At 67.4% G+C, this 24,910-nt stretch carries 20 protein-coding genes; 11 read left to right on the top strand and 9 right to left on the bottom strand.

What is annotated here, in order from left to right; all coding sequences use genetic code 11:
* The first annotated feature begins 25 nt into the window (after nt 1-25).
* Together gpmA and ACVOJ1_RS14560 are read left to right on the top strand one after the other, a co-directional pair.
* Nucleotides 26-775 carry a 2,3-diphosphoglycerate-dependent phosphoglycerate mutase gene (gene gpmA, locus ACVOJ1_RS14565; RefSeq protein ID WP_053517379.1) on the top strand — a complete coding sequence of 250 codons (750 nt, stop codon included), beginning with the start codon at nt 26-28 and terminating at the stop codon, nt 773-775.
* Nucleotides 776-922: 147 nt separating this feature from the next.
* The gene (locus ACVOJ1_RS14560) at nt 923-3,016 is read left to right on the top strand and encodes a M13 family metallopeptidase (RefSeq protein ID WP_346480575.1); all 2,094 of its coding nucleotides are present in this window, start codon (nt 923-925) and stop codon (nt 3,014-3,016) included.
* Nucleotides 3,017-3,094: 78 nt separating this feature from the next.
* Here ACVOJ1_RS14560 and ACVOJ1_RS14555 read toward each other — a convergent pair whose 3' ends face one another.
* The 4 genes from ACVOJ1_RS14555 to ACVOJ1_RS14540 form a co-directional block, all read right to left on the bottom strand.
* A complete protein-coding gene (locus ACVOJ1_RS14555) occupies nt 3,095-3,706 on the bottom strand; it encodes an HD-GYP domain-containing protein (RefSeq protein WP_065181148.1) in 612 nt (203 codons plus the stop codon).
* Between the two features lie 52 nt (nt 3,707-3,758).
* Nucleotides 3,759-7,223, bottom strand: coding sequence for a transcription-repair coupling factor (mfd, locus tag ACVOJ1_RS14550; RefSeq protein ID WP_346480574.1), 3,465 nt, complete (start codon nt 7,221-7,223; stop codon nt 3,759-3,761).
* A gap of 125 nt (nt 7,224-7,348) precedes the next feature.
* Nucleotides 7,349-7,894, bottom strand: coding sequence for a GNAT family N-acetyltransferase (locus ACVOJ1_RS14545; RefSeq protein ID WP_053517384.1), 546 nt, complete (start codon nt 7,892-7,894; stop codon nt 7,349-7,351).
* A gap of 95 nt (nt 7,895-7,989) precedes the next feature.
* Nucleotides 7,990-8,847, bottom strand: coding sequence for a 23S rRNA (adenine(2030)-N(6))-methyltransferase RlmJ (locus ACVOJ1_RS14540; protein ID WP_053517399.1), 858 nt, complete (start codon nt 8,845-8,847; stop codon nt 7,990-7,992).
* A gap of 34 nt (nt 8,848-8,881) precedes the next feature.
* Between ACVOJ1_RS14540 and creB the strand changes: the two genes are divergently transcribed.
* The 7 genes from creB (at nt 8,882) to ACVOJ1_RS14505 (ending at nt 16,603) form a co-directional block, all read left to right on the top strand.
* Nucleotides 8,882-9,601 (top strand): two-component system response regulator CreB, encoded by a 720-nt coding sequence (gene creB / locus ACVOJ1_RS14535; RefSeq protein WP_180875692.1) that lies wholly within the window; start codon nt 8,882-8,884, stop codon nt 9,599-9,601.
* Nucleotides 9,602-9,604: 3 nt separating this feature from the next.
* Nucleotides 9,605-11,065, top strand: coding sequence for a two-component system sensor histidine kinase CreC (gene creC, locus ACVOJ1_RS14530; RefSeq protein WP_065174661.1), 1,461 nt, complete (start codon nt 9,605-9,607; stop codon nt 11,063-11,065).
* Between the two features lie 81 nt (nt 11,066-11,146).
* Nucleotides 11,147-12,466: a cell envelope integrity protein CreD gene (gene creD / locus ACVOJ1_RS14525; protein ID WP_346480573.1), complete on the top strand. Its 1,320-nt coding sequence runs from the start codon at nt 11,147-11,149 to the stop codon at nt 12,464-12,466.
* Nucleotides 12,467-12,476: 10 nt separating this feature from the next.
* Nucleotides 12,477-12,887 carry a hypothetical protein gene (locus ACVOJ1_RS14520; RefSeq protein ID WP_065181152.1) on the top strand — a complete coding sequence of 137 codons (411 nt, stop codon included), beginning with the start codon at nt 12,477-12,479 and terminating at the stop codon, nt 12,885-12,887.
* A 98-nt stretch (nt 12,888-12,985) separates the two neighbouring features.
* Complete coding sequence (locus tag ACVOJ1_RS14515) at nt 12,986-14,584, top strand: M20/M25/M40 family metallo-hydrolase (protein WP_111185835.1); 1,599 nt, start codon at nt 12,986-12,988, stop codon at nt 14,582-14,584.
* A 90-nt stretch (nt 14,585-14,674) separates the two neighbouring features.
* On the top strand, nt 14,675-16,078 hold the full coding sequence (gltX, locus tag ACVOJ1_RS14510) for a glutamate--tRNA ligase (RefSeq protein WP_053517391.1): 1,404 nt from the start codon (nt 14,675-14,677) through the stop codon (nt 16,076-16,078).
* Between the two features lie 33 nt (nt 16,079-16,111).
* Nucleotides 16,112-16,603 (top strand): Fur family transcriptional regulator, encoded by a 492-nt coding sequence (locus ACVOJ1_RS14505; RefSeq protein WP_053517393.1) that lies wholly within the window; start codon nt 16,112-16,114, stop codon nt 16,601-16,603.
* Nucleotides 16,604-16,677: 74 nt separating this feature from the next.
* Here ACVOJ1_RS14505 and ACVOJ1_RS14500 read toward each other — a convergent pair whose 3' ends face one another.
* The 4 genes from ACVOJ1_RS14500 to ACVOJ1_RS14485 all read right to left on the bottom strand — a co-directional run bounded on the left by ACVOJ1_RS14500 (nt 16,678) and on the right by ACVOJ1_RS14485 (nt 22,570).
* The gene (locus ACVOJ1_RS14500) at nt 16,678-17,838 is read right to left on the bottom strand and encodes an HlyD family secretion protein (RefSeq protein ID WP_111185833.1); all 1,161 of its coding nucleotides are present in this window, start codon (nt 17,836-17,838) and stop codon (nt 16,678-16,680) included.
* A gap of 10 nt (nt 17,839-17,848) precedes the next feature.
* Complete coding sequence (locus ACVOJ1_RS14495) at nt 17,849-19,522, bottom strand: MFS transporter (protein WP_346480572.1); 1,674 nt, start codon at nt 19,520-19,522, stop codon at nt 17,849-17,851.
* Nucleotides 19,522-20,088 carry a TetR/AcrR family transcriptional regulator gene (locus tag ACVOJ1_RS14490; RefSeq protein ID WP_262219269.1) on the bottom strand — a complete coding sequence of 189 codons (567 nt, stop codon included), beginning with the start codon at nt 20,086-20,088 and terminating at the stop codon, nt 19,522-19,524. Before ACVOJ1_RS14490 ends, ACVOJ1_RS14495 begins: the two co-directional genes overlap by 1 nt.
* 274 nt (nt 20,089-20,362) lie before the next feature.
* Nucleotides 20,363-22,570: a TonB-dependent receptor gene (locus ACVOJ1_RS14485; RefSeq protein WP_262101114.1), complete on the bottom strand. Its 2,208-nt coding sequence runs from the start codon at nt 22,568-22,570 to the stop codon at nt 20,363-20,365.
* A gap of 134 nt (nt 22,571-22,704) precedes the next feature.
* Between ACVOJ1_RS14485 and ACVOJ1_RS14480 the strand changes: the two genes are divergently transcribed.
* Entirely contained in the window at nt 22,705-23,118 is a 414-nt protein-coding gene (locus tag ACVOJ1_RS14480) for a MerC domain-containing protein (RefSeq protein ID WP_053518754.1), read from the top strand.
* Between the two features lie 110 nt (nt 23,119-23,228).
* Nucleotides 23,229-23,408 (top strand): 30S ribosomal protein THX, encoded by a 180-nt coding sequence (locus tag ACVOJ1_RS14475; protein ID WP_004150462.1) that lies wholly within the window; start codon nt 23,229-23,231, stop codon nt 23,406-23,408.
* A gap of 198 nt (nt 23,409-23,606) precedes the next feature.
* On the opposite strand, the gene ACVOJ1_RS14470 is transcribed toward ACVOJ1_RS14475, so the two are convergent.
* A complete protein-coding gene (locus ACVOJ1_RS14470; RefSeq protein ID WP_346475549.1) occupies nt 23,607-24,857 on the bottom strand; it encodes an alkaline phosphatase family protein in 1,251 nt (416 codons plus the stop codon).
* Nucleotides 24,858-24,910: the final 53 nt, after the last annotated feature.

Raw genomic sequence — 24,910 nt, 5'->3', positions numbered from 1 at the left:
CTTTCCTCGCGTTGGAGATCCTGCAGTGACCCGTAAACTCGTACTGTTGCGCCATGGCCAGAGCCAGTGGAACCTGGACAACCGCTTCACCGGCTGGGTCGATGTCGACCTGACGGAGCAGGGGCGCCGGGAAGCGGCCGCCGCTGGCCGCCTGATGCGCGAGGAAGGCCTGCAGTTCGACGTCGCCCACACCTCGGTGTTGAAGCGCGCCATCCACACCCTGCAGGGCGCCCTGGCCGAGCTGGAGCAGGACTGGCTGCCGGTGAACAAATCCTGGCGTCTCAACGAGCGCCATTACGGCGGCCTGCAGGGCCTGGACAAGGCCGAGACCGCTGCAAAGCACGGCGAGGAGCAGGTCAAGGTGTGGCGTCGCTCCTATGACATCCCGCCGCCGCCGATGGATCTGGAAGACCCGGGCCATCCGATCCACGACCGTCGCTACGCCGGGCTGGACCGCAACGCGCTGCCGGGTACCGAATCGCTGGCCACCACCCTCGACCGCGTGCTGCCGTACTGGCACGACGCCATCGCGCCGCAGCTGAAGGACGGCAAGACGGTGCTGGTCACCGCCCACGGCAACTCGCTGCGCGCGCTGTACAAGTACCTCAACAATGTTTCGCGCGAGGAAATCCTCGAGCTGAACATTCCGACCGGCATTCCGCTGCTGTTCGAACTGAACGATGACCTGACCGTGCAGTCGTTCCGCTACCTGGGCGACCCGGAAGCGGCGCGCAAGGCCGCTGAGGCCGTGGCCAACCAGGGCAAGGCCAGGTAACCATCGGAAGGCCGGCGCACGCCGGCCTTCGCTTTTTGTGGCGCAGAGCAGGGCTCGGCGCCACATGACGAGCGCTCTGTGACCTTTGGCCGGTCCCTGCCGCGGGCGTCCCCGTCTACCCTGTGGAATTACCCGCAGGAGAGCCTCATGAACGTCCGCAACCTGGCCCCGCTGGGCCTGACCATCGCCATCGCCGCCTCCCTGGCTGCGTGTGGCAAGAACGAAACTGCACCGGCGACCAGTGCCGACGCTACGCCGGCCTTCGACCTGTCACAGATCAAGACGCCGCTGATCTCGCTCAACAGCGCCGATCTCGATCCGGCCATCGCGGCCTGCACCGACCTCAATGGCTTCGTCAACAGCAAGTGGCTGAAGGCCAATCCGGTACCGGGCGACCAGACCACCTGGGGCAGCTTCGAAATCCTGCGCGAGCGCTCGCTGGAAGTGCAGCATGCGCTGGTACAGCAGGCTGCCGCCAGCCAGGCCAAGGCCGGTTCGGTGGAAGCCAAGATCGGCGACATCTGGAAGACCGGCAACGACGAAGCGAAGATCGAGGCTACGGGCCTGGCGCCGCTGCAGCCGCAGCTCGACAAGATCGCCGCGCTGAAGGACACCGCCACCCTCACCCAGTACCTGCGCGACAGCCAGGCCGAGGGCAAGGGCGTGCTGTTCTCGCTGTTCGCCAATGCCGATTACAAGGATTCGGCCAATGTCATCGCCTACGTCGGCCAGGGCGGCCTCGGCCTGCCGGAGAAGGGCTACTACTTCGATGATGCGCAGGCCAGGATCCGCGACGCCTACGTGGCCTACATCGCGCAGGTGCTGACCCTGTCCGGCGTGGACGCCGCGCAGGCCGCCGAGCAGGCCAAGGCCGTGATGGCCTTCGAAACCCGCCTGGCCAAGGCGTCCATGTCGCGCATCGAAATGCGTGACCCGGCCAAGCGCTACAACCCGCTCAGTGCTGCCGACGCCGACAGGCTGACCCCGAATTTCAGCTGGACCGCGCTGTTCGACACCCTGAAGGTGCCGGCCGCGCAGAAGTTCTCGCTGGCCCAGCCGGGCTTCTTCTCCGAGATGGACAAGATGCTGGCCGATGTGCCGGCCAGCACCTGGCAGGCCTACCTGCGCTTCCACACCATCGACGACGCCTCGCCGTACCTGAGCAGCCAGTTCGAGAAGGCCAACTTCGATTTCTATGGCACCACCCTGCGTGGCCAGAAGGAAATGCAGCCGCGCTGGAAGCGCGTGCTGGAGTCGGTCAACGGCGGCATGGGTGAGGCGCTGGGCCAGCTGTACGTCGACGCCGTATTCCCGGCCGAGTCGAAGGTGGCCATGCAGCACCTGGTGGAAAACCTGTCGCAGGCGTTGAAGGTGCGCCTGGAGCAGCTGCCGTGGATGGGCGAGGAAACCAAGAAGAAGGCACTGGAGAAGTGGGCCAGCTTCACCCCGAAGATCGGTTACCCGGACAAGTGGCGTGACTGGGCAGGCCTGCAGACCAACGGCGACAGCTACCTCGGCAACATGCAGGCGGCGCGTGCGTTCAACTACCGCTACATGCTGGACAAGATCGGCAAGCCGGTGGACAGGACCGAGTGGGGCATGACGCCGCAGACAGTCAACGCCTACTACAACGCCACCAAGAACGAGATCGTGTTCCCGGCAGCGATCCTGCAGGCGCCGTTCTTCGACGCCAAGGCCGATCCGGCACTGAACTACGGCGGCATCGGCGCGGTGATCGGCCACGAGATGATGCACGGCTACGACGATTCGGGCAGCCAGTTCGCCGCCAACGGCAACTTCGACAACTGGTGGACCGATGCCGACCGCAAGGCGTTCACCGAACGTACCGACCAGCTGGTCGCGCAGTTCGATGGCTACGAAGCGGTGCCCGGCGTGAATGTGAAGGGCAAGCTGACCCTGGGCGAGAACATCGGCGACCTGGGCGGCCTGACCGTTGCCTATGACGCGCTGCAGATGGCGCTGAAGGAAGATCCGAAGGCGAACGTCGAGGTCGATGGCTACAGCCAGGACCAGCGCTTCTTCATGAACTGGGCCACCGTGTGGCGTCGCAACTTCACCGATGGCGAACTGCGCGTGCGCCTGAACACCGATCCGCACGCGCCGGCCAACTTCCGCGCCAACGGTGCGCCCTCGAACATGCCGTCGTTCGCGGCTGCGTTCCAGTGCAAGGCCGGTGACGCGATGGTGCGTGCCGACGACAAGCGCGTGGTGATCTGGTAACCGATCACACGTGAAGCGTGATGCGAAAGGCCCGGCGCAAGCCGGGCCTTTTGTCTGTTCGCCCGGTGGCGCCGGATCTCAGGCCAGCGCAGGTTCCTGCGCCAGCAGGCGATGGAAGCGCTGCAGCACGTAGGGGTCGATCAGGCCGCCGGCCTGGTCATCGAGGATGCGCAGTGCCGTTCCGTGCGCCATCGCCGCCCGGTACGGACGATCACTGGTCATCGCATCGTAGGCGTCGGCGAGCGTGACAATGCGCGCGCCCAGCGGGATGTGCTCGCCGTGCAGGCCGTCGGGATAGCCGCTGCCGTCGAATGCCTCGTGATGGGCCCGGATCAGCCTGGCCACCGCGGCGGCATCGCTGCGGCCGGTGGTCAGGAAGATGTGCTCGCCACGCACGGGATGCTCACGCATGATCGCGCGCTCCTGTTCGGTGTGCCGGCGAGGGCTCAGCAGCACATCGTCGGGAATGCCGATCTTGCCGATGTCATGGAATCGCGCGGCCAGCGCGACCCGCGTGCCGGCCTCCTGGTCCAGGTCGCAGTGCACGGCCAGGCGCTGGGCCAGCCGGCCGACCCGGTCACAGTGATGGCGGGTGTAGGCATCGCGCATCTGCAGCGACATGGCCAGGGCATCGATCAGGCAGGCCTGTGCGTGCAGCAGGTCGGGGGCGGGTACGGCGTCAGGCAGCATGGTCGTCCGCCCGCACCGGGTGGGGCCGGTGCGGGGTGGTGGCGGTGGGAAATCAACCCGGGGCGAGGGTCGTCAGCAGGGCGCGGGCCGCATTGAAGCGGTCTTCCGGCAAGGGTAGCGGGTGCTTGATGCGGAGCTTGTCCGGGCCTTCCATCGCATACAGGTTCGGCTGCTTCTGGATCAGCTGGATCACGGCCATCGGGTCGATGTCCGGCTTCGATTCGAACACGATGCGGCCACCGTTCTCGCCCAGGTCCAGCTTGCGGATGCCCAGCGCGTTGGCCCGCAGCTTCAGCTCGGCAACCGCGAACAGGTGCTTGACCGGGTCCGGCAGCAGGCCGAAGCGATCGATCATCTCGACCTGCAGCTCGCGCAGCGCATCGTTGTCGCGCGCGCTGGAAATGCGCTTGTACAGCGTCAGGCGGGTATGCACGTCCGGCAGGTAGTCTTCCGGAATCAGGGCCGGCACATGCAGCTCGACGTCGGCACCGCGCACTTCCTCGCCGGCATCCAGGTCCGGCAGCTTGCCCTGCTTGATGCTGCGTACCGCGCGCTCCAGGAGCTCGGTATACAGGCTGAAGCCGACTTCGGCCATCTGCCCGCTCTGGTCCTCGCCGAGCAGTTCACCGGCACCGCGGATTTCCAGATCGTGCGTGGCCAGGGTGAAGCCGGCGCCCAGCTCGTCCATGGAGGCGATGGCTTCCAGGCGCTTCTCGGCATCCGGGGTGATCGCACGGCGGTCAGGCGTGATCAGGTAGGCGTAGGCGCGGTGGTGCGAACGCCCCACGCGGCCGCGCAGCTGGTGCAGCTGGGCCAGGCCGAAGCGGTCAGCGCGGTTGATGATGATGGTGTTGGCGTTGGGGATGTCGATGCCCGACTCGATGATCGTGGTCGACAGCAGCACGTTGAAGCGCTGCTTCTGGAAATCCAGCATCACCTTTTCCAGTTCGCGCTCCGGCATCTGGCCATGGGCGATGCCGATGCGCGCTTCCGGCACGAGTTCGGACAGCTCGCGCTGCATGCGGCCGATGCTCTCCACGTCGTTGTGCAGGAAGTACAGCTGGCCACCACGCGCCAGTTCGCGCTGGAAGGCCTCGCGCAGCAGCGCGTTGTCCCATTGCGTGATGAAGGTCTGTACCGCCAGCCGGTTCGGCGGCGGCGTGGCGATGATCGACAGGTCGCGAAGGCCGGCCATGGCCATGTTCAGCGTGCGCGGGATCGGCGTGGCGGTCAGGGTCAGCAGGTGCACGTTGGCACGCAACGCCTTCAGCGCCTCCTTCTGGCGTACGCCGAACCGTTGTTCCTCGTCGACGATGACCATGCCCAGATCCTTGAACTTCACGTCCGGCTGCAGCAGGCGGTGGGTGCCCACGATGACATCGATGGTGCCGGCAGCGACCTTCTCCAGTTCGGCCTTGATCTCCTTGGTGCTCTTGAAGCGCGACAGCACTTCCACCTTGAGCGGGTAATCGGCGAAGCGGTCGCGGAAGTTGCGGTAGTGCTGTTCGGCCAGCAGCGTGGTCGGCACCAGCACCGCCACCTGCTTGCCGGCACTGGCAGCGGCGAACGCGGCGCGCACAGCGACCTCGGTCTTGCCGAAGCCCACATCGCCGCAGACCACGCGGTCCATCGGCTGGCTGCTGGCGAGGTCGCGCAGGGTCGCGTCGATGGCGGCCAGCTGGTCGGGTGTCTCCTCGAACGGGAAGCCGGCGGCGAATGGTTCGTACATCGCGCGATCGACCTGCAGGGCCAGTCCGGCACGTGCCTGCCGGCGCGCCTGGATTTCCAGCAGTTCGGCGGCGACGTCGCGCACCTTCTCGGCGGCCTTGCGCTTGGCCTTGGTCCACTGCTCGCCCCCGAGCGAATGCAGGGGCGCGGTCTCGGCGGATGCGCCGGAGTAGCGGCTGATGAGATGCAGCTGTGCGACCGGCACGTACAGGCGGTCGCCCTTGGCATACTCGATTTCCAGGAACTCGCCCGGCATGCCACCGACGTCCATCGCGATCAGGCCGCGATAACGGCCCACGCCATGATCCTCGTGCACGATCGGCGCGCCTTCGGTCAGCTCGCCCAGGTCACGGATGATCGCTTCCGGTTCGCGGCCGGCGCGGCGCGTGCGGCGGGTACTACCGGCGCGCTCGGGGAACAGCTGGCGTTCGGTCAGGACCGCCAGGCGCGGATCGTCCAGGGCGAAGCCATCTTCCAGCGGCGCCACGGTGATGGCAAAGCGCACATCGCTGGCGAGGAAGGCGGGCAGGTCGGCAACCACCGGCGGCTTCAGTTCGGCCGCCTGCAGCACTTCCAGCAGGGCTTCGCGGCGGCCCGGTGAATCTGCGGCGATCAATACCCGGCCGGGGTAGTGGCCGAGGAAGGATTTCAGCGCGTCGCCAGCGGGCGCTTCGCGGGCCGCTACCGGCAGCGCCGGCAGGGGCTGGTCGCCCAGCGCATGTGCATCGGCGATGCGTGCATGGTCGGCGGCCCATACTTCGATGCGTGGCGCGTCGTTTAGCCGCTCGCGCAGCTGCTCAGGCGAAAGGTACAGCGCCGAGGGCGGCAGCAGCGGGCGCTCGACATCGTGGCGGCGCTGCTCGTAGCGTTCGCCGGTCTGTGCCCAGAACGCGTCGGCGGCTTCGCCGGCGCCGGCACACACCACCGGCAGGCTGCCGGCAGGCAGGTAGTCGAACAGGCTGGCGGTGCGATCGAAGAACAGCGGCAGATAGTACTCGATGCCGGCCGGGGCCAACCCGGACTTGAGGTCCTGGTACAGCGCGCTGCGGCGCGTGTCGACATCGAAGCGCTCACGCAGGGTGGCCAGCACGCGGCCGATGCTGGCCTCATCCATCGGTACTTCGCGGCCGGGCAGCATGTGCACCGACTCGACCCTGTCCAGCGAGCGCTGGCTTTCCGGGTCGAACGCGCGGATCGAGTCGATGTCCTCGTCCAGCAGCTCCACCCGCAAGGGCTCGTCGGCGCCCATCGGGAACACATCAAGCAGGCCGCCGCGCACGGCGAAGTCGCCGGGGTCCATCACCTGCGGCACGTTGCGGTAGCCCGCGCTCTCCAGGCGGCGTTTCTCGGCCTCCAGGTCCAGGCGCTGGCCGACCTTCAGGTCGAAGCTGCCGCCGATCACGTAGCTGCGCGGGGCCAGCTGCTGCAGCAGGGTCTGGACCGGCACCACCACCAGGCCGCGCTTGAGCGCAGGCAGGCGGTGCAGGGCCGCCAGGCGCTGCGAGATGATGTCCGGATGCGGGCTGAAGCGGTCGTAGGGCAGGGTTTCCCAGTCCGGGAAGGCGATCACCGGCAGCGCGGGATCGTTGCCCAGCAGGGTCTGCAGATCGGCTTCGAGCTGGTTGGCGCCGTGGTTGTCACGGGCAACCACCAGCAACGGCGCGTCATGCGCGCGCGCCGCCTGGGCCAGGTACCAGGCCAGGGCGGTCGGTGAAGCGGGGGCGCGCCACCAGGCGCGGAGCTGGCCGGCGCGCGGCAGCGGCGGGGCGGGGTATGAAGTACGCGACATGGACCGCGGATTTTAGCAGAAGCCTCCACCCGCCCCATGATTGCTGCGTGAGCGGGCAGCGCCGGGCCATGCCCGGCGTGCGCAGTGGCTGCAACGGCATCGCCGGGCGGCGCCCGGCGTCACCGTCAGTTGTCCAGTTCCAGCACCATGCGCACCAGCCCTTCGGTGCCGTTCGGGTGCGGAACGGGCTTGAAGCCCAGCGAGGCAGCCAGCTGCTTCATCGGCTCGTTCTCGGCCGCCACATCGCCGTACAGGCGATCCAGGTACTTGCCCCGGCCCCACTTCACCAGCTTGCGCATCAGCTGCCGGCCCAGGCCCTGGCCGATGAGGAAGCGGCTGATCAGGATCGCGTACTCGGCTTCGCGGGTACCGGGGATGATCGAGGCCCGGGCGACCGCACCGACCACGGCCTCACCGGCGGGCAGGGACTCGGCCGCCACCAGGGTGATCTCGGTCTTGGGATTCGGATGGGTCAGGCGCTGGGTGGTTTCCGGTGACAGCTCGGTCACCGCCTGCAGGAAACGGTCGCGGATTTCTTCCGGCCCGAACAGGCTGAAGGCCGCTTGCAGCGGCGCGCTGTCTTCCGGGCGGATGGGGCGGATCAGCAGCTCGTGGCCGCTGGGAGCCTTGAAGATCTCATGCCAGGGCGGCATGCGGTTGCGAGTGGCCATACCGGGTGATTCCTTGGTGGTCCATCGATTGTGGCATCACCGGGGCTGTCTTCCGTGAACAAAAGGCTCACGGGCGTACAGCCTCGTGAAGGCCATTATTCAGGTGCCTTGAGCCAATCCAGGCGGGTGCTGGCGCCGGGCTCACCCAGGTGCTGGCGCAGCGCCGGCAGGGCCGGACCGACCGCCCGGTCGAACTGCCAGGGGGCGTTGAGCACCAGCATGCCGCTGCCGTTGAGGCGCAGCGGTGAGTCGTCGGGGCGTACCAGGAACTCGATGGTCACTGCCGACTTGACCGGCAAGGCAGTGGCCTTGCGCAGGAAATGCAGGATCGTGCGGCGCTGCTTGATCGGGAACCACACCGCGCAGGTGGCCTGCGGCCAGCGCGCCAGCGTCTCGGCCAGCGCTGCCAGGATGCGCTGGTACTCGGCGTCCTGGGCCTCGTAGGGCGGGTCGATCAGCACCAGGCCGCGGCCGATCTTGCTGCCGTTGACCTTCGGCGGCAGCAGCGAGCGCAGCAGTGCATAGCCGTCGCCCGGGTGCACGCCGACCCGGCTGTCATGGGCGAACAGGGCCTTGAGCGTGCCTGCTTCGTCTTCCTGCAGCTCGCATACCGCCATCCGGTCCTGCGCACGCATGGCCTGGGCGGTGAGCAGGGGCGAGCCGGGGTAGTTGGTCAGCGCGCCGACCGGATTGTCGGCCTGCACGGCCTTCAGGTAGCGCTCGACCACGTCCGGCAGCTTCGGCTGCGCCATCAGGCGCATGACCCCGGATTCGGCCTCCAGCGTCTTGCGGCTCTCTTCGCTGGCCAGCAGATAGCGGCCAGCGCCGCCGTGGGTGTCCAGCACGAAGAACGGGCTGTCCTTGCGCTTGAAGCTGTCGATCAGGGCCAGCTGCACGATGTGCTTGAGGACATCGGCATGGTTGCCGGCGTGGAAGGCATGGCGGTAATTCATGGGGGCAGTGTACGGGGCGGCGGCCGCAGCGGCTATGCTGCGCGCCATGACAGCTCCCGTTGCCCATGTCCTGGTGGTCGAGGACGAAGCCGCCATCGCCGAAACCGTGCTCTACGCGCTGCGCAGCGAGGGCTACCTGGCCAGTCACTGCCTGCTCGGCAGCGATGCCCTGCAGCGGCTGCGGGACGGTGGCATCGATGTGGTGGTGCTGGACGTGGGCCTGCCGGACCTGAGCGGCTTCGAGGTCTGTCGTCGGCTGCGTGCGCTGCCCGGTCCGCAGGCGCAGCTGCCGGTGATCTTCCTGACCGCCCGTAACGACGAGCTGGACCGGGTGCTGGGCCTGGAACTGGGCGCCGACGACTACATGGCCAAGCCGTTCTCGCCGCGCGAGCTGGTGGCGCGGGTGCGCGCGCGGCTGCGGCGGGCGGCGCCTGCCGCCAGTGACACCGATGCGGGCTGGCAGACGCATGGCGCCTTCGCCATCGACCGCGAGGGCCGGCGTGTCCGCTTCCACGGCCAGCCATTGGACCTGACCCGCTACGAGTACGCACTGCTGGAAGCCCTGCTGCAACGCCCCGGGGCCATCCTCAGCCGCGCCCAGCTGATGGACCGCGGCTGGGACAGCAGTGCCGACAGCGCCGACCGCACGGTCGATACGCACGTCAAGACCCTGCGTGCCAAGCTGCGCGCGGCCGGCGCCAGCACCGACCCGATCCGGACCCACCGTGGCCTGGGCTACGCCCTGGAGGTGTGAGCGATGCGTCTGGTGATGAAGCTGTTCCTGGGCTTCTTCCTGATCGTGGGCATCGCCGCGTTCTTCGTCATGCGCGTGTTCGTCAACGAAGTGAAGCCGGGCGTGCGCCAGGCGATGGAATCGACCCTGGTCGATGCAGCCAACGTGCTGGCCGAGATGGCGGCGGCGGACGTCAAGGCAGGCACCATCAACAGCGGGACTTTCACCCGCAATTTGGCCAAGGCGCGGCAGCGTGACCTGAAAGCGATGGTGTGGCGCTTTCCCAAGCGCGCCCTCGATTACCGGGTGACGATCACCGATGCGAAAGGCATCGTGATCTACGATTCGCTGGGCCGCGACGTCGGTCGTGACAACTCGCGCTGGAACGATGTCTACCGCACCCTGCGCGGCGAGTACGGCGCCCGCTCCAGCCCGGAGACGCCGGGCGAGGAGGGCAACACCGTGATGCATGTGGCCGCGCCGGTGTACGACCCGGGCGATGGCCGCACTCTCATCGGCGTGCTCACCCTGGCCCAGCCCAACCGCAGCATCGATCCGTTCATTGCGGCCAGCCAGCGCGCCATCATCGAACGCGGCGCATGGCTGATAGGACTCTCGGCGCTGGTCGGGGTGCTGGTGACGATGTGGTTGACCACCGGCCTGGGCCAGCTCAGCCGCTATGCGCGCGCGGTCACCGCCGGTGAGCCGGTGCCGCCGCCACGCCGCCGCCGCGATGAGATCGGTGATCTCGGCCAGGCGCTGGAGACCATGCGGCGCAAACTCGAAGGCAAGGCCTACGTCGAGCAGTACGTGCAGTCGCTGACGCACGAAATGAAGAGTCCGCTGGCCGCGATACGCGGTGCCGCCGAGCTGCTGCAGGAACCGATGGCCGATGCAGACCGTGCCCACTTCGCGCGCAGCATCCTCGAGCAGCAGGAGCGGTTGACCGAAACCATCGACAAGCTGCTGGCGCTGGCCGAAGTGGAGCAGCATGGCTGGCTGCAGACGCGTGCGCCGATCGCACTGCCGGACCTGCTGCAGCAGACCGTCGCAGCCGCGCAGGTGCGCGCGCAGGCGGCCGGCGTCGAGGTACGCACTGATGCCGTGGCGGATCTGAGCATTCAGGGTGATGCCTATCTGCTGCGGCAGGCGCTGAACAACCTGGTCGACAACGCGGTTGCCTTCTCTCCATCGGGGACGGAGGTGGTGCTGCAGGCACAGGTTGAGGACGGCGGCGTGCGCCTGCAGGTGGCCGACCGGGGGGCCGGCATTCCCGACTATGCCCGTGACCGCGTGTTCGAGCGCTTCTATTCGTTGGCCCGTCCCGGCAGTGGCCGCCGCAGCTCCGGCCTCGGGCTGCCGTTCGTGCAGGAAGTGGCGCGCCTGCACGATGGCCGTGTCCAGCTGCAGGCCCGCGACGGCGGCGGGACCGTGGCCAGCCTGTGGTTGCCGCTGGGCATGCCCGGCCCGCGCACGCGGCGCTGACTTCACATCCGCTTCAAATTCGCCACAAACCCCGCTCACCGTCACGGTCCATGCTGCAGCCCTCTCCAACGAGGATGGACCATGAAATCCCTGAAGATGCTGCTGCGGTTCGCCATTGTCGGCGGGCTGATCCTGCTGCTGCTGATTCCGCTGATGATGATCCGCAGCGTGATCAACGAGCGCAGTCAATACCGGGACGAAGCCTTCGCGCGGGTCGCTGACAGCCGCGCCGGCGCGCAGCAGCTGGTGGGGCCGGTGCGGGTGGTGCCGTGGGTGGAGCGCCAGCAGGTGGAAGTCGTCGACGCCAAGGGCAACAAGAAGACCGAGGTGCAGGTCAGCGAAGGGCACTGGCTGCAGATGCCGGCCTCGCTCGACGTTGGCGGCGAGATGCTGCCCAGCCAGCGTGAGGTCGGGCTGTTCAAGGTGCCGGTGTACAGCTGGAACGGCCAGTTGAAGGCCTCTTTCGCGGCTGACGACTATCCGGTCAAGCCAGGCCGCACCTATGGCCAGCCCTATGTGGCGCTGGGGGTGTCCGATGCGCGTGGTCTGGTCGGCACGCCCAACCTGCGCGTGGATGGCCGCCAGGTACGCCTGCTGCCGGGCGTCGACGCCGCTGCGGAACTGGGGCGTGGCCTGCATGCGCCCGTTGCGGGTTTTGCCGCGGTGCAGGGCGGGCTGCTGGCAGCGAGCACGGTGGAGCTGGAACTGCGGCTGGACGGCAGCCGCATGCTGTCGGTCGTGCCGGTAGGCGATGACAACCGCATCGCACTGCGGTCGCGCTGGCCGCATCCGTCCTTCGCCGGCGCCTTCCTGCCGAACGAACGCCGCGTCGATGCGCAGGGCTTCGACGCACGCTGGGCGGTGTCCTCGCTGGCCTCCGATGCCCAGCGCCAGCTGCGCGGCGATGGCGAGGTGGCGTCGCAGGCGGTCAGCGTGTCGCTGGTCGATCCGGTCGACGCCTACACACAGGCGGATCGCGCCTCCAAGTACGGCGTGCTGTTCGTGCTGCTCACCTTCGTCGGCTTCATTCTGTTCGAGCTGATCAAATCGCTGCGCATCCACCCGCTGCAGTACCTGATGGTGGGCCTGGCACTGGCGATCTTCTTCCTGCTGCTGATCAGCCTGTCCGAGCACATCGCCTTCTGGAAGGCGTATCTGGTCTCGGCGGCGGCCTGCATCGGCCTGCAGGCGGTGTACCTGGCCAACGTGCTCGGTCACTGGAAGCGCGGTCTGGGCTTCGCCGCGCTGCTGACCGTGCTGTATGGCGCGCTTTACGGGCTGCTGGTCTCGGAGAACAACGCGCTGCTGATGGGCTCGCTGCTGCTGTTCGTGATTCTGGCGCTGGCGATGTGGGTGACCCGCCGCGTGGACTGGTATGCGCTGGGCGCGGAAGCAAAGTGAGGAGATCGCGATGGGATGGCGCCAGGGATTGCGGCTGAGAGCCCAGCAGGGCATTCCGGCCCTGCTCGAAGTGGATGCACTGCTGCAGGCGCATGGCGTGCTGGCGGCCCTGCCGGGGGCGCGGATCGCCCCCGGCCTGGTCCGCTTCCAGCTGGCGGCGGCCACCTGCGAAGGAGTGCTGGGGCAGGGGCTGGAGTGGCTGGACGGTGCACGGCAGGGACGCGGCGTGCTGGGTGGAAAGGTGCCGCGCTACCGGCCCTGGAAGGCCGGGCCGGGGGCATTGGCCGAGATCGGCATCGCCGGCCTGCCCGGCGACTGGCCTGCGCATGCTGCGGTTTACGGCTGCAGCAGCATCGACCGGCGGCACTGGTTGCTGCTGCTGCCCATGCGCGCCCAGTTGTGGCTGGGCTGGAGCGGATGAGGCGTCTGCACTGCCCATGACCGATGGGACGGGGGCCGAGCGCCCCCGCTGGCTAGACTCGAGGGGTTGATGATCGAGCCGAAGGGCAGGGGTGGGATGTGCTGAAGTGGGGTGTGCTGGCGGTTGCGCTGGCGATGAGCGGCAATGCGATGGCGCAGCAGCGCGAGCCGGTGGACCTGGACATGGTCAGCCGCATCCGCCAGGAGGCGTTCCATCGCTCGCAGGTGATGGACACCTTCAGCTATCTCACCGAGCGCATCGGGCCGCGCCTGACCAACTCCCCGGCGATGGGGCGTGCCAACGCGTGGACCCGCAGCAAGTTCACCGAATGGAAACTGGACAACGTCCATGACGAAGCGTTCGACGACTTCGGCCGTGGCTGGGAGTTCACCTCGGCCAGCGTGGAGATGCTCGGTGACCGCGTGATGCCGCTGCACGCACTGCCCAAGGCCTGGACGCCGGGCACCCGCGGACCGGTCGAGGGCGAGCTGGTACAGGTGGACATCAAGAAGCCGGAAGACATCGAGAAGTACCGCGGCAAGCTGCGCGGGAAGATCCTGCTGCTCGGCGAGGCGCGCGAGTACAAGCGGGGTACCGAGCCGGACTCGCATCGTCACGACGCCACCTCGCTGGAGGGACTGCAGGAATTCACCCTGCCCAAGGACAAGGACGCCACCGCCGAGCGCGCCAAGCGGGTGAAGGAGTACCAGGAGCGGCAGGCGCTGGCGGCCAAGGTCAACGCCTTCTTCGTCGAGGAAGGCGCATTGGCCTCGATCAGCATCAGCAGCTGGGACAACGGCATCATCCGCGTGGCCGGTGGTGGCTCGCGCAAGGCCGGGGAATCGGTCGGCATTCCGGAGCTGGCGATGATCGCCGAGCACTTCAATCCGCTGGTGCGTGCACTGGAGGCCAAGCAGCCCGTGCGCCTGCGGGTGGACGTGAGCGCGCGTTTCACCGACGACAGCGATCAGCCCGGCTACAACACGCTGGCGGAGATCCGGGGCAGCAGCAGGCCGGATGAGGTGGTGATGATCGGCGCGCACCTCGATTCCTGGCACAGCGGCACCGGCGCGGCCGACAACGCGGCCGGCGTGGCGGTGATGATGGAAGCCATGCGCATCCTCAAGGCCACCGGTGCCAAGCCCCGGCGCACCATCCGGGTGGCGCTGTGGAGCGGCGAGGAGCAGGGCCTGATCGGCTCGCAGGCCTACGTCGCCAAGCACTTCGGCCAGTTCCCGGAACCGGTGGACGCTGCGCAGAAGGCGTTGCCGGCCTCGCTGCGCGACCCCACCGGACCGCTGCGCAAGACCCGCGACTACAGCAAGTTCCAGGTCTACTTCAACATGGACAACGGCTCCGGCCGCTTCCGTGGCATCTACGCGCAGGAGAACCTGGCGGCGATGCCGATCTTCGAGGCCTGGCTCGCCCCGTTCCATGATGTCGGCGCCACCACGGTGGCGACCCGCAACACCGGCAGCACCGACCACATCAGCTTCGACCGCATCGGCCTGCCCGGCTTCCAGTTCATCCAGGACCGGCTGGATTACTTCACCAATGTCCACCACAGCCACCTGGACACCTGGGACCACGCCGAGCCCGAAGATCTGAAGCAGGCAGCGGCCATTGTGGCCTCCTTCGCCTACAACGCGGCGATGCGCGAGCAGTCGTTCCCGCGCAAGGCCGAGCCGCAGCCGTGACGTGAGCCGGAGGGACGGACCCCGTCCGTCCCTCCGTGCCGGCGCGGGGCTGGTGGTAAAATCGGGGAATTCCCGTTCCTCGAGCCCCACATGACCTGCCGCACCCGCTTCGCCCCCAGTCCTACCGGTTATCTGCATATCGGTGGCGCCCGCACCGCGCTGTACTGCTGGCTGGAGGCCCGCCACCGCGGCGGCGAGTTCGTGCTGCGCATCGAGGATACCGACCGTGAACGCAGCACCCAGGGGGCGATCGACGCCATCCTGGAGGCGATGGAGTGGCTGGGCCTGGACTACGACGAAGGTCCGATCTACCAGACCGACCGGGTAGCCCGTTACCGGGAAGTCGCCGAGCAGTTGATTGCCGACGGCAAGGCCTACTACGCCTATGAAACCCGGGAAGAGCTGGACGCGATGCGCGAAGCCGCCATGGCCAGGCAGGAAAAGCCGCGCTACAACGGTGCCGCGCGCGAGCTGGGCCTGCCGTACCGGGACGACCCGAACCGCGTCATCCGCTTCAAGAATCCGCTGCAGGGTACGGTGGTGTTCGATGACCTGATCAAGGGCCGGATCGAGATCGCCAACAGCGAACTGGATGACATGGTCATCTTCCGTCCGGACGGCTATCCCACCTACAACTTCGCGGTGGTGGTGGATGACTGGGACATGGGCATCACCGAGGTCATCCGCGGTGACGACCACATCAACAACACGCCGCGCCAGATCAACCTGTACGAAGGCATCGGTGCACCGGTGCCGAAGTTCGGCCACATGCCGATGATCCTGGACGAGCAGGGCGCCAAGCTGTCCAAGCGCACCGGCGCCGCCGACGTGATGCAGTACCGGGATGCCGGCTACCTGCCGGACGCACTGCTGAGCTACCTGGCCCGCCTGGGCTGGTCGCATGGTGACCAGGAACTGTTTACCCGCCAGGAACTGATCGACCTGTTCGATGTGAAGGACTGCAACTCCAAGGCGTCGCGCCTGGACATGGCCAAGCTGGGCTGGGTCAACCAGCACTTCCTGAAGACCGTGGAACCGGCCGACATCGTGCCGCACCTGGTCTACCAGCTGCAGAAGCTGGGCCTGGACGTGGCGGCGGGCCCGGCACCGGTAGACGTGGTGATCGCCCTGCGTGAACGCGTGCAGACCCTGAAGGAAATGGCCGAGAAGGCCGTGGTCTGGTACCAGCCGCTGAACGACTACGACGAAGCCGCAGTGGCCAAGCACTTCAAGGCCGGGGCCGAGGTCGCCCTGGGCAAGGCCCGTGAACTGCTGGCGGCGCTGCCGGAATGGACGGCCGAAGCGGTCGGCACGGCCCTGCACGACACGGCCGCCGCGCTGGAGATCGGCATGGGCAAGGTCGCCCAGCCGCTGCGCGTGGCCATCACCGGTACCCAGGTCAGCCCTGACATTTCCCACACCGTGTACCTGGCCGGCCGTGAGCAGGCCTTGAAACGCATCGACGCGGCCATTACCAAGGTAGCAACGGTCTGAGGCATCCTTGCCAGGCCGAACCGGAGAACGCGCATGCCCGCCAAGACTGCCACTGCCTGTACCGCCCCCCACCACCACGTCCATGACGCATCGGATTTCGTGGCGGTGGTCGAGCGTGTCTCGCGCGAACGCGGGCTGCGCCTGACCCCCATCCGCGCCAACGTACTGAAGCTGATCGCCGAAGCCGGCAAGCCGGTCAAGGCCTACGAGCTGCTGGAATGGGTGCGCAACGGCAAGGGCGTGGGCGCCGATGCCCCGCCCACCGTGTACCGCGCGCTGGACTTCCTGATGGCCAATGGCTTCGTGCACAAGCTGGAATCGGTGAATGCCTTCGTGGCCTGCCACCACCCCAGCAGTGCGGCGCATTCGGTGCCGTTCCTGATCTGCAACAGCTGCCACAGCGCGGTGGAGCTGGAAGACCGCGAGATCGTCGGCCAGCTGGAGAAGCGGGCCAAGGAGCTCGGCTTCCAGCCGCAGGCGCAGACGCTGGAAGTGCACGGACTCTGCGCCCGCTGCGCAGGCTGAGCGGCCGGTGGGATTGGGGTCAGATCCCTTTTGCCTTGGCAAAAGGAATCTGACCCCGTTTCACGAGCTCGACCCTACCGGGCCGGCGCAGGCTCTGCCGCCGTATCCACCCGTGCGATCACCGACATGCCGGGACGCAGTCGCGCGGCCAGCTCCTGCCCCGGATCGATCGAGATCCGGATTGGTAGCCGCTGCACCACCTTGGTGAAGTTGCCGCTGGCATTGTCCGGACGCAGGACGCTGAATTCCGAGCCGGTGGCGGGGGCGATCTGCTCCACATGGCCGCGCAGCACCTGGCCCTGGAACGCGTCCACGGCGAAGGTCGCAGGTTGGCCGATGCGCATCTGCCAGGTCTGGCCCTCCTTGTAGTTGGCGACCACCCACAGCGCGTCGGGCACCAGGAACAGCAGCTGCGAGCCGGCGGCCACGTACTGGCCGGTCCGCACGCTGGCCTCGCTGATCTGCCCGTCGCGCGGCGCATGGATCACGGTATTGGCCAGGTCGATGCGTGCCAGTTCCAGCTGCGCCTGTGCGCTTTCCACCTGTGCCTCCAGGCTCTTGCGCGCCACCTGGGTGGAGACCAGCGTTTCCTCGGCGATGCGGATCTGCGCCTGTGACTGCTGCACGCTGGCCTGCGCTGACGCTTGCGTCGTGCGGAACCGGTCGCGGTCATTGATCGATACCAGGCGTTGTGCGGCGAGCTGCTCGTACCGTTTCAGCTCGTTGCGGGAGCGCTCAAGCTCGGCCTTGCCGGCGGACAGGGTGGCCTGGGCCGCAGCGATCTGCGCGCGGTTCTGCGCCTGCGACTGATCGGAGTTGGCCAACGCCGCGCGCGCGCTGTCCAGCGTGGCCTGTGCCTGCGCCACGCGCTGCGCATAGATGCGGTCATCGATGCGCAGCAGGGGTTCGCCCTTCTTCACGTGCTGGAAGTCCTTCACCAGCACCTCGGTCACATAGCCATTGACCTGGGGTGCCATCACCGTGATCTGCCCGCGCACGTAGGCGTTGTCGGTGACCATCACGCTGCTGGCAAACGGCCACAGGTGCCACGCGCGCAGGATCAGTGCGATGCCCAGCAGGGCCACCACCACCATCACGGCCACGCTGCGCGCACTGGGTCTGAGGTACTTCGGCGCGACCGCCGGCTCAGCCGGCGTGGGCGCAGGTGCCGCATCGGTTGGCGGCGGTGGGGTCACGTTGTCGGCATCGTCGGGACGGGGCGGGACGGGAGGCATGGCGAAGGACTCATCGGGGCGCTGCGGGGGAGGCCGCAGCGGAGGAGGGCGGATGGCGCTTGCGCCACTGCTTGAGCACGGCGGTACGCAGCGACAGCAGCAGCAACCAGCACAGGAAGCCGATCGCCAGCCAGCCGCTCAGGGTGAACACATCATTGAACCCACGGACATTGGCCTCGCGGCGCGTCGTCTGTGCCAGCTGCGCGGTGCCCTGCGCGCTGCGCAGCACCGGATCGGTGATCTGCGCGGCGTACAGCTGCTGCTGGATGCGCAGGCGCTGCGCCACCACCGGGTCGGCGGGATCAAGCTGGCTGGTCAGCGCGCTGGAATACAGCTGTTCGCGATGCAGCTGGAAGGTTCCCAGCAGCGCCGAGCCGGCCAGCCCGCCCAGCGTCTGGGTGATCGACAGCGTTACCAGGAAGGTGATCATGTGGTCCACACCCTGTTTCAGGGCGGCGGAGATGCCCAGCATGATCAGCGGGCCCATGAACATCCCGGCACCGACCGAGGCCAGGAACTGGCTGAGGTAGAAATCGTGGGGACGGTCCATGCTGGTGCGGTTCTGGTCGAAGAACGCCGCCGAACCCAGCAGCAGGATCGCCATCAGCAGCTGCGGGATCAGCCGCTTCGGGCCGAAGGTCACGGCGGTACCGATGATGCCGGTGACAACCCCTGCCAGAATCACCACGAACAAGGGGCGCAGCTGGTCCGGGCCCATGCCCAGCGTGCGCATCAGGCTGACCACGCCGTAGGACTGCTCGGTGGTCAGGAAGCGGATGAGGAACGCACCCACGATGAAGTGCAGTACCGGCAGGCTGGCCAGCCAGCGCGTCTGCAGCAGTGGATTGCGCCGGTAGTGCTCGATGATGAAGGCGGTGGTCGACAATGCGATCGAGGCGACCAGCGCCCAGCCCAGCCACGGTGTGTCCAGCCACCAGCGCGTGTAGCCCTGGGCCAGCACCACCACCAGCATCGCAACCGCCGGGGCAAGCAGGCTGAAGGTGAGGAAATCCATGGGCTCGAAGGCCTTGATCTGCACGCCTGGCGGCAGCTTCAGCACCACCACCGCCGCGAACGCACACAGCGCCAGCCCTGCTTCGAAGGAATACAGCTGGTGCCATTGCCCGGTATCGACCAGGCCGGGCGACACGATCCAGGCCAGCGGAACTGCCAGCTGCGACAGACCGACGCCGATCACCAGCAGGTTGCCGGTGAAGCGCCGCGGCAACGCCTGCAGCATGTACAGCGTACCCAGCGTCGAACACGCCGCACCGGCGAAACCGCTGGCCGCGCGCGTCAGCATCGTGGTTTCGAAGCTGCCCACGAACAGGTGCAGCACGGCCAGCGCGGCATACAGCCCCAGGCCGATCTCGGCGAACAGGCGGATGCCGTACTGCTGGCGGAACTTGAAGGCCAGCAGGTTGGCGGTGACGTTGACCATCGCGTAAGCGGCCACCAGCCAGCTGCCCTGGGTCGGGGTGAGCTGCAGTTGCCCCTGCAGGAACGGCAGGTTGGCGGTGACCAGCGCATTGCCGAGGCCGCCGGTGATGGCCACCAGCAGCGACACCAGGGCATAGGCTGCACGCCGGTAGGGTGGGTGCCACGGCATCGAAGCCGATCCGGGCATGGTCGGCTTCTCATGCTCCTCCCAGTCCGGCACCGGCTTCAGATACGGCTGCACCATCAGCGTGCTCCGCTGGCTGCTCCCTGGAGTCCTCCGCGCAGCAGTTGCAGGGCACGCCCGGCCAGACGGGCGCGCTCGTCACGGGTCTTGCCGCGAAGGGCCGCTCCCAGCATGCCGGAGATCAGTGAAATATCCGTTTTTTCCAGATCGGGACGGCACAGGCCTGCGGCGATGGCCCGCTGGATCGGTGCGTCCAGCAGGTCACGTACGGTCTCGCGCGCGGCGCGCATGGAAGGCACGTCCGAATCAACGGCGCGCCAGTAATCGGCCAGCGCAGGTGAATCGATGATGCGCTGGGCCATCCCCTCGAACACCTCGAACAGGGCGTCGTCACGGTCGCCCAGCTGCTCCACCTGGCGGCGGATGCGGTCGACCGCACGCTGCAGCAGGGCCTGGATCAGCGCGGTGCGGTCGGGAAAATTGCGGTACAGCGTGGCCCGGCCCACCTGGGCGCGTTCGACCACCAGGTCCAGCGGAGCGGTGACGCCGTGTTGCCCGAACACATGGTCGGCGGCGTCGAGAATGAGGGCACGGCGGGCAGCGGCATCAGCGCGTTGAGCGGTCATGGGTTCATTTTCGGACAAAAGTGTCCGATGTGCGAGACATTGAGTGACGGGATTGTCCGGTTGTTGTCCTACGCACATCTTTGTGATCGGTGTGTGAATTCGTATCCATGGCAGGTGGGAGGTGCCACCAGGCCATATCGATAGCGTCACGGCGCGGCTCATGTCCGAAGCCTTACCGGGTCCAAAAAAAGCGGGGGGCCAGCAGGCCCCCCGGGAGAGAACGACAACGAGCGTCGTCAGGGATCAGTGGAACGGCGTCCTGCTGCTGGAGGGGTCAGAAGTACGCACGGATGCCGAATGCGACACCGCGGCCCGGCAGCGGCGAGTAGTCGCGCAGCAGCGAGGTGTGCGGGCGCACTTCACGGTTGGTCAGGTTGCTGCCATCCAGGAACACCTCATAGCTGTTGCTGTCGTTGCGATCCCAGCGGTAGGCCAGGTGCGCATCGACCAGGGTGTAGCCGTCGCTCGGCTCTTCGTTCTGCGCCACGTCCTTCTGCCGGCTGTAACGCACGGCGCCCACCGACGCGCGCCAGCCGTCCTTCGCCCAGCGCAGGTCGGCACCGACGCGGGCCGGGGCGATGCGCGGCAGGTAGCCGGTGTTGGCCAGCTCCACGGTGTAGTTGTGGTTGTGGTCACCGTGCGGCACCGCGATGTCGAGGTTGCGGCTGCCGTTGCCGTCCAGCTTGGCCTGCACGTAATCGCCGAACAGGCGCAGATCCCAGTCGCCTGCGACGCCTTCGAACAGATGCACCAGGGCTTCCGCCTCGGCACCCTTGAACACCGCATCCTGCTGCGTCCATGCACGCACCGGCAGGCCTTCGGTGACGCCGGTGTCGGCCAGGTAGATGAAGTCCTTGAACTTCGTCTGGTAGATCGAGGCGGAGAAGTCCAGGCGATCGCTGTGGGTGTGGATGCCCAGCTCGACACGCTGGCCGCGCTCGGTCTTCAGGTTGGCGTCGCCGATTTCCAGCGAGCGGGTGGCAATGTGCGCGCCAGCGGCATACAGCTCTTCATTGGTGGGGGCACGTTCGGAGCTGTCCACGCCGATGCGCAGGTCGACCGCGTCGTTGAGCTTCCAGATGCCGGCCGCGGACAGATTGGTGGCATCGAACTGCCGGCGGCGGTAATCGCCGGTCGGGTCCAGCTTGACCTGGTCGTGGCGGCCGCCGAGTTCGAGCTTGAACGGGCCGAACTGCTTCTCCTGCAGCACGAACAGGCCGATGTTTTTCGTTCCGGTGTCCGGCACGAATGCTTCTTCGCCCTTGGCGCCGAAATCGCTGTTGCCGAACTGCACGCCGAAGGCGCCGTCCCAGCCACCGACCTGCTGCTGTACGGCTTCCAGGCGGGTTTCGATGCCGCGGTTGGTGAAGCGTGTGGAGGGCGTGCCGGCCTCCAGCTCGACATGCTCGTAGTCGGTGTAGGCCACGCGGGCATTGATGTTCTTCAGGAACGAGACCGGGTTGTAGATGCCGGCCTTGGTCTCGAAGCGGTTCTGCACCATGTCGATGCGTACGTCATGCTCGTCGCCGCCTTCCTCCTCCTCGCCGTGATCATGATCATGATCGTGGTCATGATCGTCGCCGTCCGCGTGGACGTGGGCGCCATTGGGGATGCCATAGTTGGTGCGATAGGTGCTGGCCGACACGCCGAAGTAGCCGCCCTCGCCCAGCCAGGTGGCACCCACACCACCGGCCCGGGTGCGGATGGAGCTGTTGTCCAGGCGGCCACGGCGCGGCTCGTCGCCTTCCTCGCCCTCGTGGTCGTGGTCATGGTCTTCGTGGTGGTCTTCCAGGCTGTCGATCACCGCGTAGCCGGGAATGCGGTAGTCGTCGCCGTTGCGCACCAGGCCGTCGACATGCAGCACGACGTTGCCGCTGACGCCGTCGAGGCGGAACATGCCGCTGCGTTCATCATTGACGGAGTTGCCGCGCAGTTCAGCGCGGCCGCTGAGCGGACGGTCGGGCAGCTCGCGGGCGATGCGGCCATCGACGACGTTGACCGCGCCGCCGATCGCACCGCTGCCGAACAGCAGTGTCGCCGGGCCCTTCAGCACTTCGATCTGATCAGCCAGGAACGGTTCGATGCTGGTGGCATGGTCGGCGCTGACGGTGGAGGCATCCATGTTGCCCATGCCGTTGGACAGCACGGCCACCCGCGGGCCTTCCTGGCCGCGGATGATCGGACGACCGACACCGGGGCCGAAGAAGGTGCTCTGCACGCCCGGCAGCTTGGCCACCGTATCGCCGAGGGTGCCTGCCTTCTGTTCGTCCAGGCGCTCGCCGGCGAGCACTTCGACCGGGCGTGCCAGCGACTCGGCGTCGCCCTGCAGCGGCGAGGCGGTGACCTGCACCGATGACAGCTCGGTCAGGTGGCGGTCACGGTGCGCATCGTCGTCGCCTGCGGCGAATGCGGCGGACGGCAGCAGCGCGGCGAGCGCCAGGGCGAGGGTGTGCGGCTTGAACCGCAGGGAAGGGGCGGGCATCGAGAAATCCTTGTTACTGTGTATCAATTGTGAAGCGCACGTATCCCGTCGCGGGACAGGGGGAGAGGAGATCGTGCGGACCAGGAAGGGATGTTATATTATTCCATAACGATTCGCCGACCCTGCTGGAAGTCATGTCCCTCTCCTCCCACCTGCGCCATCTGCTCGACCGTTTCGGTGCCACCGGATCGATGCTGTGCGCAGTGCACTGTGCGGTGATTCCGGTGCTGCTGGCCGCAGCGCCTTCGCTGGGCCTGTCGTTCTGGCTCAGCGATGGCGTTGAACAGGCGCTGGTCGTGTTCGTGACCCTGCTGGGTCTGTTCAGCCTTGTCTGGGGCTACCGCCGGCATGGCGCCCTGCGCGCGCTGGCGTTCCTGATTCCCGGGCTGGTCGCGCTGTGGGCTGGGGTTCTGTACGACCCGCTGCATCACAATGCCGTGCCGCACGCGGTGGTGATGACCATTGGCGGTCTGCTGGTCGGCGTTGCCCATCTGGTCAATCTGCGGCTCAACCACAGCCACGTACACGACGCCAGCTGCGCGCACTAGGCGCTCCGTGATAGGCTTTCCGATCGTGCGCGGGGGCGTCCAGCAAGGCGGCCCCGCCGAACCCGTGTCAGCACGGGGTAACCAGATTTCACATTTGAGGAGTTGAAGACATGGGTAAGGGTGACCGCAAGACCGCCAAGGGCAAGCGCTACAACGCCAGCTACGGCAACGCCCGTTCGCACACCGCGAGCAAGGTCGCCGTAGGCGCCGCTGCCCCGGTCGCCAAGAAGACCGTGGCCAAGGCTCCGGCGAAGAAGGCCGTGGCGAAGAAGGCCGTCGCCAAGGCCTGATCGGCCGGCCGATGGGTCAACGAAGAACGCGGCGCCTGGCGCCGCGTTTTTTTATGCGTGTCGTTGCGGCCGCCGCGTTCGCCGGGCATGGCCCGGCGCTACCCACATTGGCACGGTAGCGCCGGGCCATGCCCGGCGGAGACATCCGACGCCCCATTGCCGTGGTAGCGCCGGGCCATGCCCGGCGGAGACGCCCGATCAACGCAGCGTCTGCTTCAGTGTCTCGGCATTGCCGTCGTTCGGCGCGGCTGGAACCTGCAGCAGGTGCGCCAGCAGCGGATAGACATCGACGTTGTCGAAGCCGTCGATCAGCAGCCCCTGACGGAACGACGGGCCGCTCGCCAGGAACACCGCACGCATCGACGGCAGCGCCGGATCGTAGCCGTGCGAGCCGCCGTCGCGACGATCGCGCCTGGCGATCCAGTCCCGGGTCAGCGCGTCCCAGCCTTCATCCATCTGGCAGACGATGGCGGGTATGCGTGGATGCGTGCCGTAATGCCAGCGCGCAGGCAGGTTCTCCTTCTTCCAGCATTCGTAGTGGGCATGGCGGCCGAGCAGGGCACGTTCGGCCTCGGCTTCACGCCCCGCGACCGGCGCGAAGCCGACCGACTGGCCCTGGCTGACGTTGCGTGCGATGGCCGGGTCCACCATCGACTCGGTGGCGATCACCTGGCCGTCGCCCACCGCGGCCATGCCGTGATCGGAAACCACGATCACATTGGTGGTGGATGTCAGGCCACGCTGCTGCAGTCCGTCGAGCACCTGGCCGACAACCTGGTCGGCCCGCACGATGGCTGCCGTGTACTGCTGCGACTGCGGCCCATGGTGATGCCCGGCCTTGTCGACGTGTTCCATGTACAGCGTGGCCAGGCGTGGCGCCTCGGCATCGCTGCGTGCCAGCCAGCCCAGTACGGTCTGCACACGTTGCTCGAACGGTTCCTTGTCGTTATACGCCAGCCACTGGCTGGGGCGCACGCCCTTGATCTCCGCTTCGCTGCCCGGCCAGGACCAGGTCGCGGAACGCACGCCGGCTTTCTCCGCGCTGACCCAGATCGGCTCGCCGCCCCACCAGTCGCTGCGGGTGACCGCCTCGCGGTTGCTCAGCGCGAAACTGCCCAGCGATGCGTCGTCCATCGCATTGTGGATGATGCCGTGATGGTCAGGGCGCAGACCGGTCACGATGGTGTAGTGGTTGGGGAAGGTCAGCGAGGGATAGGAGGGCGTCATCCAGCGTGCGCGCACGCCGCTGTCGATCATCCGCTGCAGGTTCGGAGTCAGCCCGCGGTCCAGCGCGTCGGCACGCAGGCCATCGATGGAGATCAGCAGCAGCTTCGGCGGTGCGGCCGTTGCCGCAGGCGTAGGGACGGTGGCGGTCGGGGCGGGTGCGGTGGTGCAGGCGGCCAACGGCAGCAGCAGCGCCAGCGCGCAGGTCAGGCGTACGGAAGTCATCCGCCCATCATAGTGCGAGGTAATGACGTGCCCAAGACACGGCGCGCCAGGAC

The sequence above is a fragment of the Stenotrophomonas sp. STEN225 genome (assembly GCF_056756445.1).
Note: the sequence above shows the minus strand (reverse complement) of the source record. Positions and strands in the feature narration are given on the sequence as shown.

What these genes read in the sequence shown, in the direction of transcription:
- creB (WP_180875692.1), top strand. Translation starts at nt 8,882, where the DNA reads ATGCTGCGCGCCATGACAGCTCCCGTTGCCCATGTCCTGGTGGTCGAG.
- ACVOJ1_RS14495 (WP_346480572.1), bottom strand. Translation starts at nt 19,522, where the DNA reads ATGGTGCAGCCGTATCTGAAGCCGGTGCCGGACTGGGAGGAGCATGAG.
- ACVOJ1_RS14475 (WP_004150462.1), top strand. Translation starts at nt 23,229, where the DNA reads ATGGGTAAGGGTGACCGCAAGACCGCCAAGGGCAAGCGCTACAACGCC.
- creD (WP_346480573.1), top strand. Translation starts at nt 11,147, where the DNA reads ATGAAATCCCTGAAGATGCTGCTGCGGTTCGCCATTGTCGGCGGGCTG.
- ACVOJ1_RS14545 (WP_053517384.1), bottom strand. Translation starts at nt 7,894, where the DNA reads ATGGCCACTCGCAACCGCATGCCGCCCTGGCATGAGATCTTCAAGGCT.
- creC (WP_065174661.1), top strand. Translation starts at nt 9,605, where the DNA reads ATGCGTCTGGTGATGAAGCTGTTCCTGGGCTTCTTCCTGATCGTGGGC.
- ACVOJ1_RS14560 (WP_346480575.1), top strand. Translation starts at nt 923, where the DNA reads ATGAACGTCCGCAACCTGGCCCCGCTGGGCCTGACCATCGCCATCGCC.
- ACVOJ1_RS14505 (WP_053517393.1), top strand. Translation starts at nt 16,112, where the DNA reads ATGCCCGCCAAGACTGCCACTGCCTGTACCGCCCCCCACCACCACGTC.
- ACVOJ1_RS14500 (WP_111185833.1), bottom strand. Translation starts at nt 17,838, where the DNA reads ATGCCTCCCGTCCCGCCCCGTCCCGACGATGCCGACAACGTGACCCCA.
- mfd (WP_346480574.1), bottom strand. Translation starts at nt 7,223, where the DNA reads ATGTCGCGTACTTCATACCCCGCCCCGCCGCTGCCGCGCGCCGGCCAG.
- ACVOJ1_RS14540 (WP_053517399.1), bottom strand. Translation starts at nt 8,847, where the DNA reads ATGAATTACCGCCATGCCTTCCACGCCGGCAACCATGCCGATGTCCTC.
- ACVOJ1_RS14520 (WP_065181152.1), top strand. Translation starts at nt 12,477, where the DNA reads ATGGGATGGCGCCAGGGATTGCGGCTGAGAGCCCAGCAGGGCATTCCG.
- ACVOJ1_RS14490 (WP_262219269.1), bottom strand. Translation starts at nt 20,088, where the DNA reads ATGACCGCTCAACGCGCTGATGCCGCTGCCCGCCGTGCCCTCATTCTC.
- ACVOJ1_RS14485 (WP_262101114.1), bottom strand. Translation starts at nt 22,570, where the DNA reads ATGCCCGCCCCTTCCCTGCGGTTCAAGCCGCACACCCTCGCCCTGGCG.
- ACVOJ1_RS14555 (WP_065181148.1), bottom strand. Translation starts at nt 3,706, where the DNA reads ATGCTGCCTGACGCCGTACCCGCCCCCGACCTGCTGCACGCACAGGCC.
- ACVOJ1_RS14480 (WP_053518754.1), top strand. Translation starts at nt 22,705, where the DNA reads ATGTCCCTCTCCTCCCACCTGCGCCATCTGCTCGACCGTTTCGGTGCC.
- ACVOJ1_RS14470 (WP_346475549.1), bottom strand. Translation starts at nt 24,857, where the DNA reads ATGACTTCCGTACGCCTGACCTGCGCGCTGGCGCTGCTGCTGCCGTTG.
- gltX (WP_053517391.1), top strand. Translation starts at nt 14,675, where the DNA reads ATGACCTGCCGCACCCGCTTCGCCCCCAGTCCTACCGGTTATCTGCAT.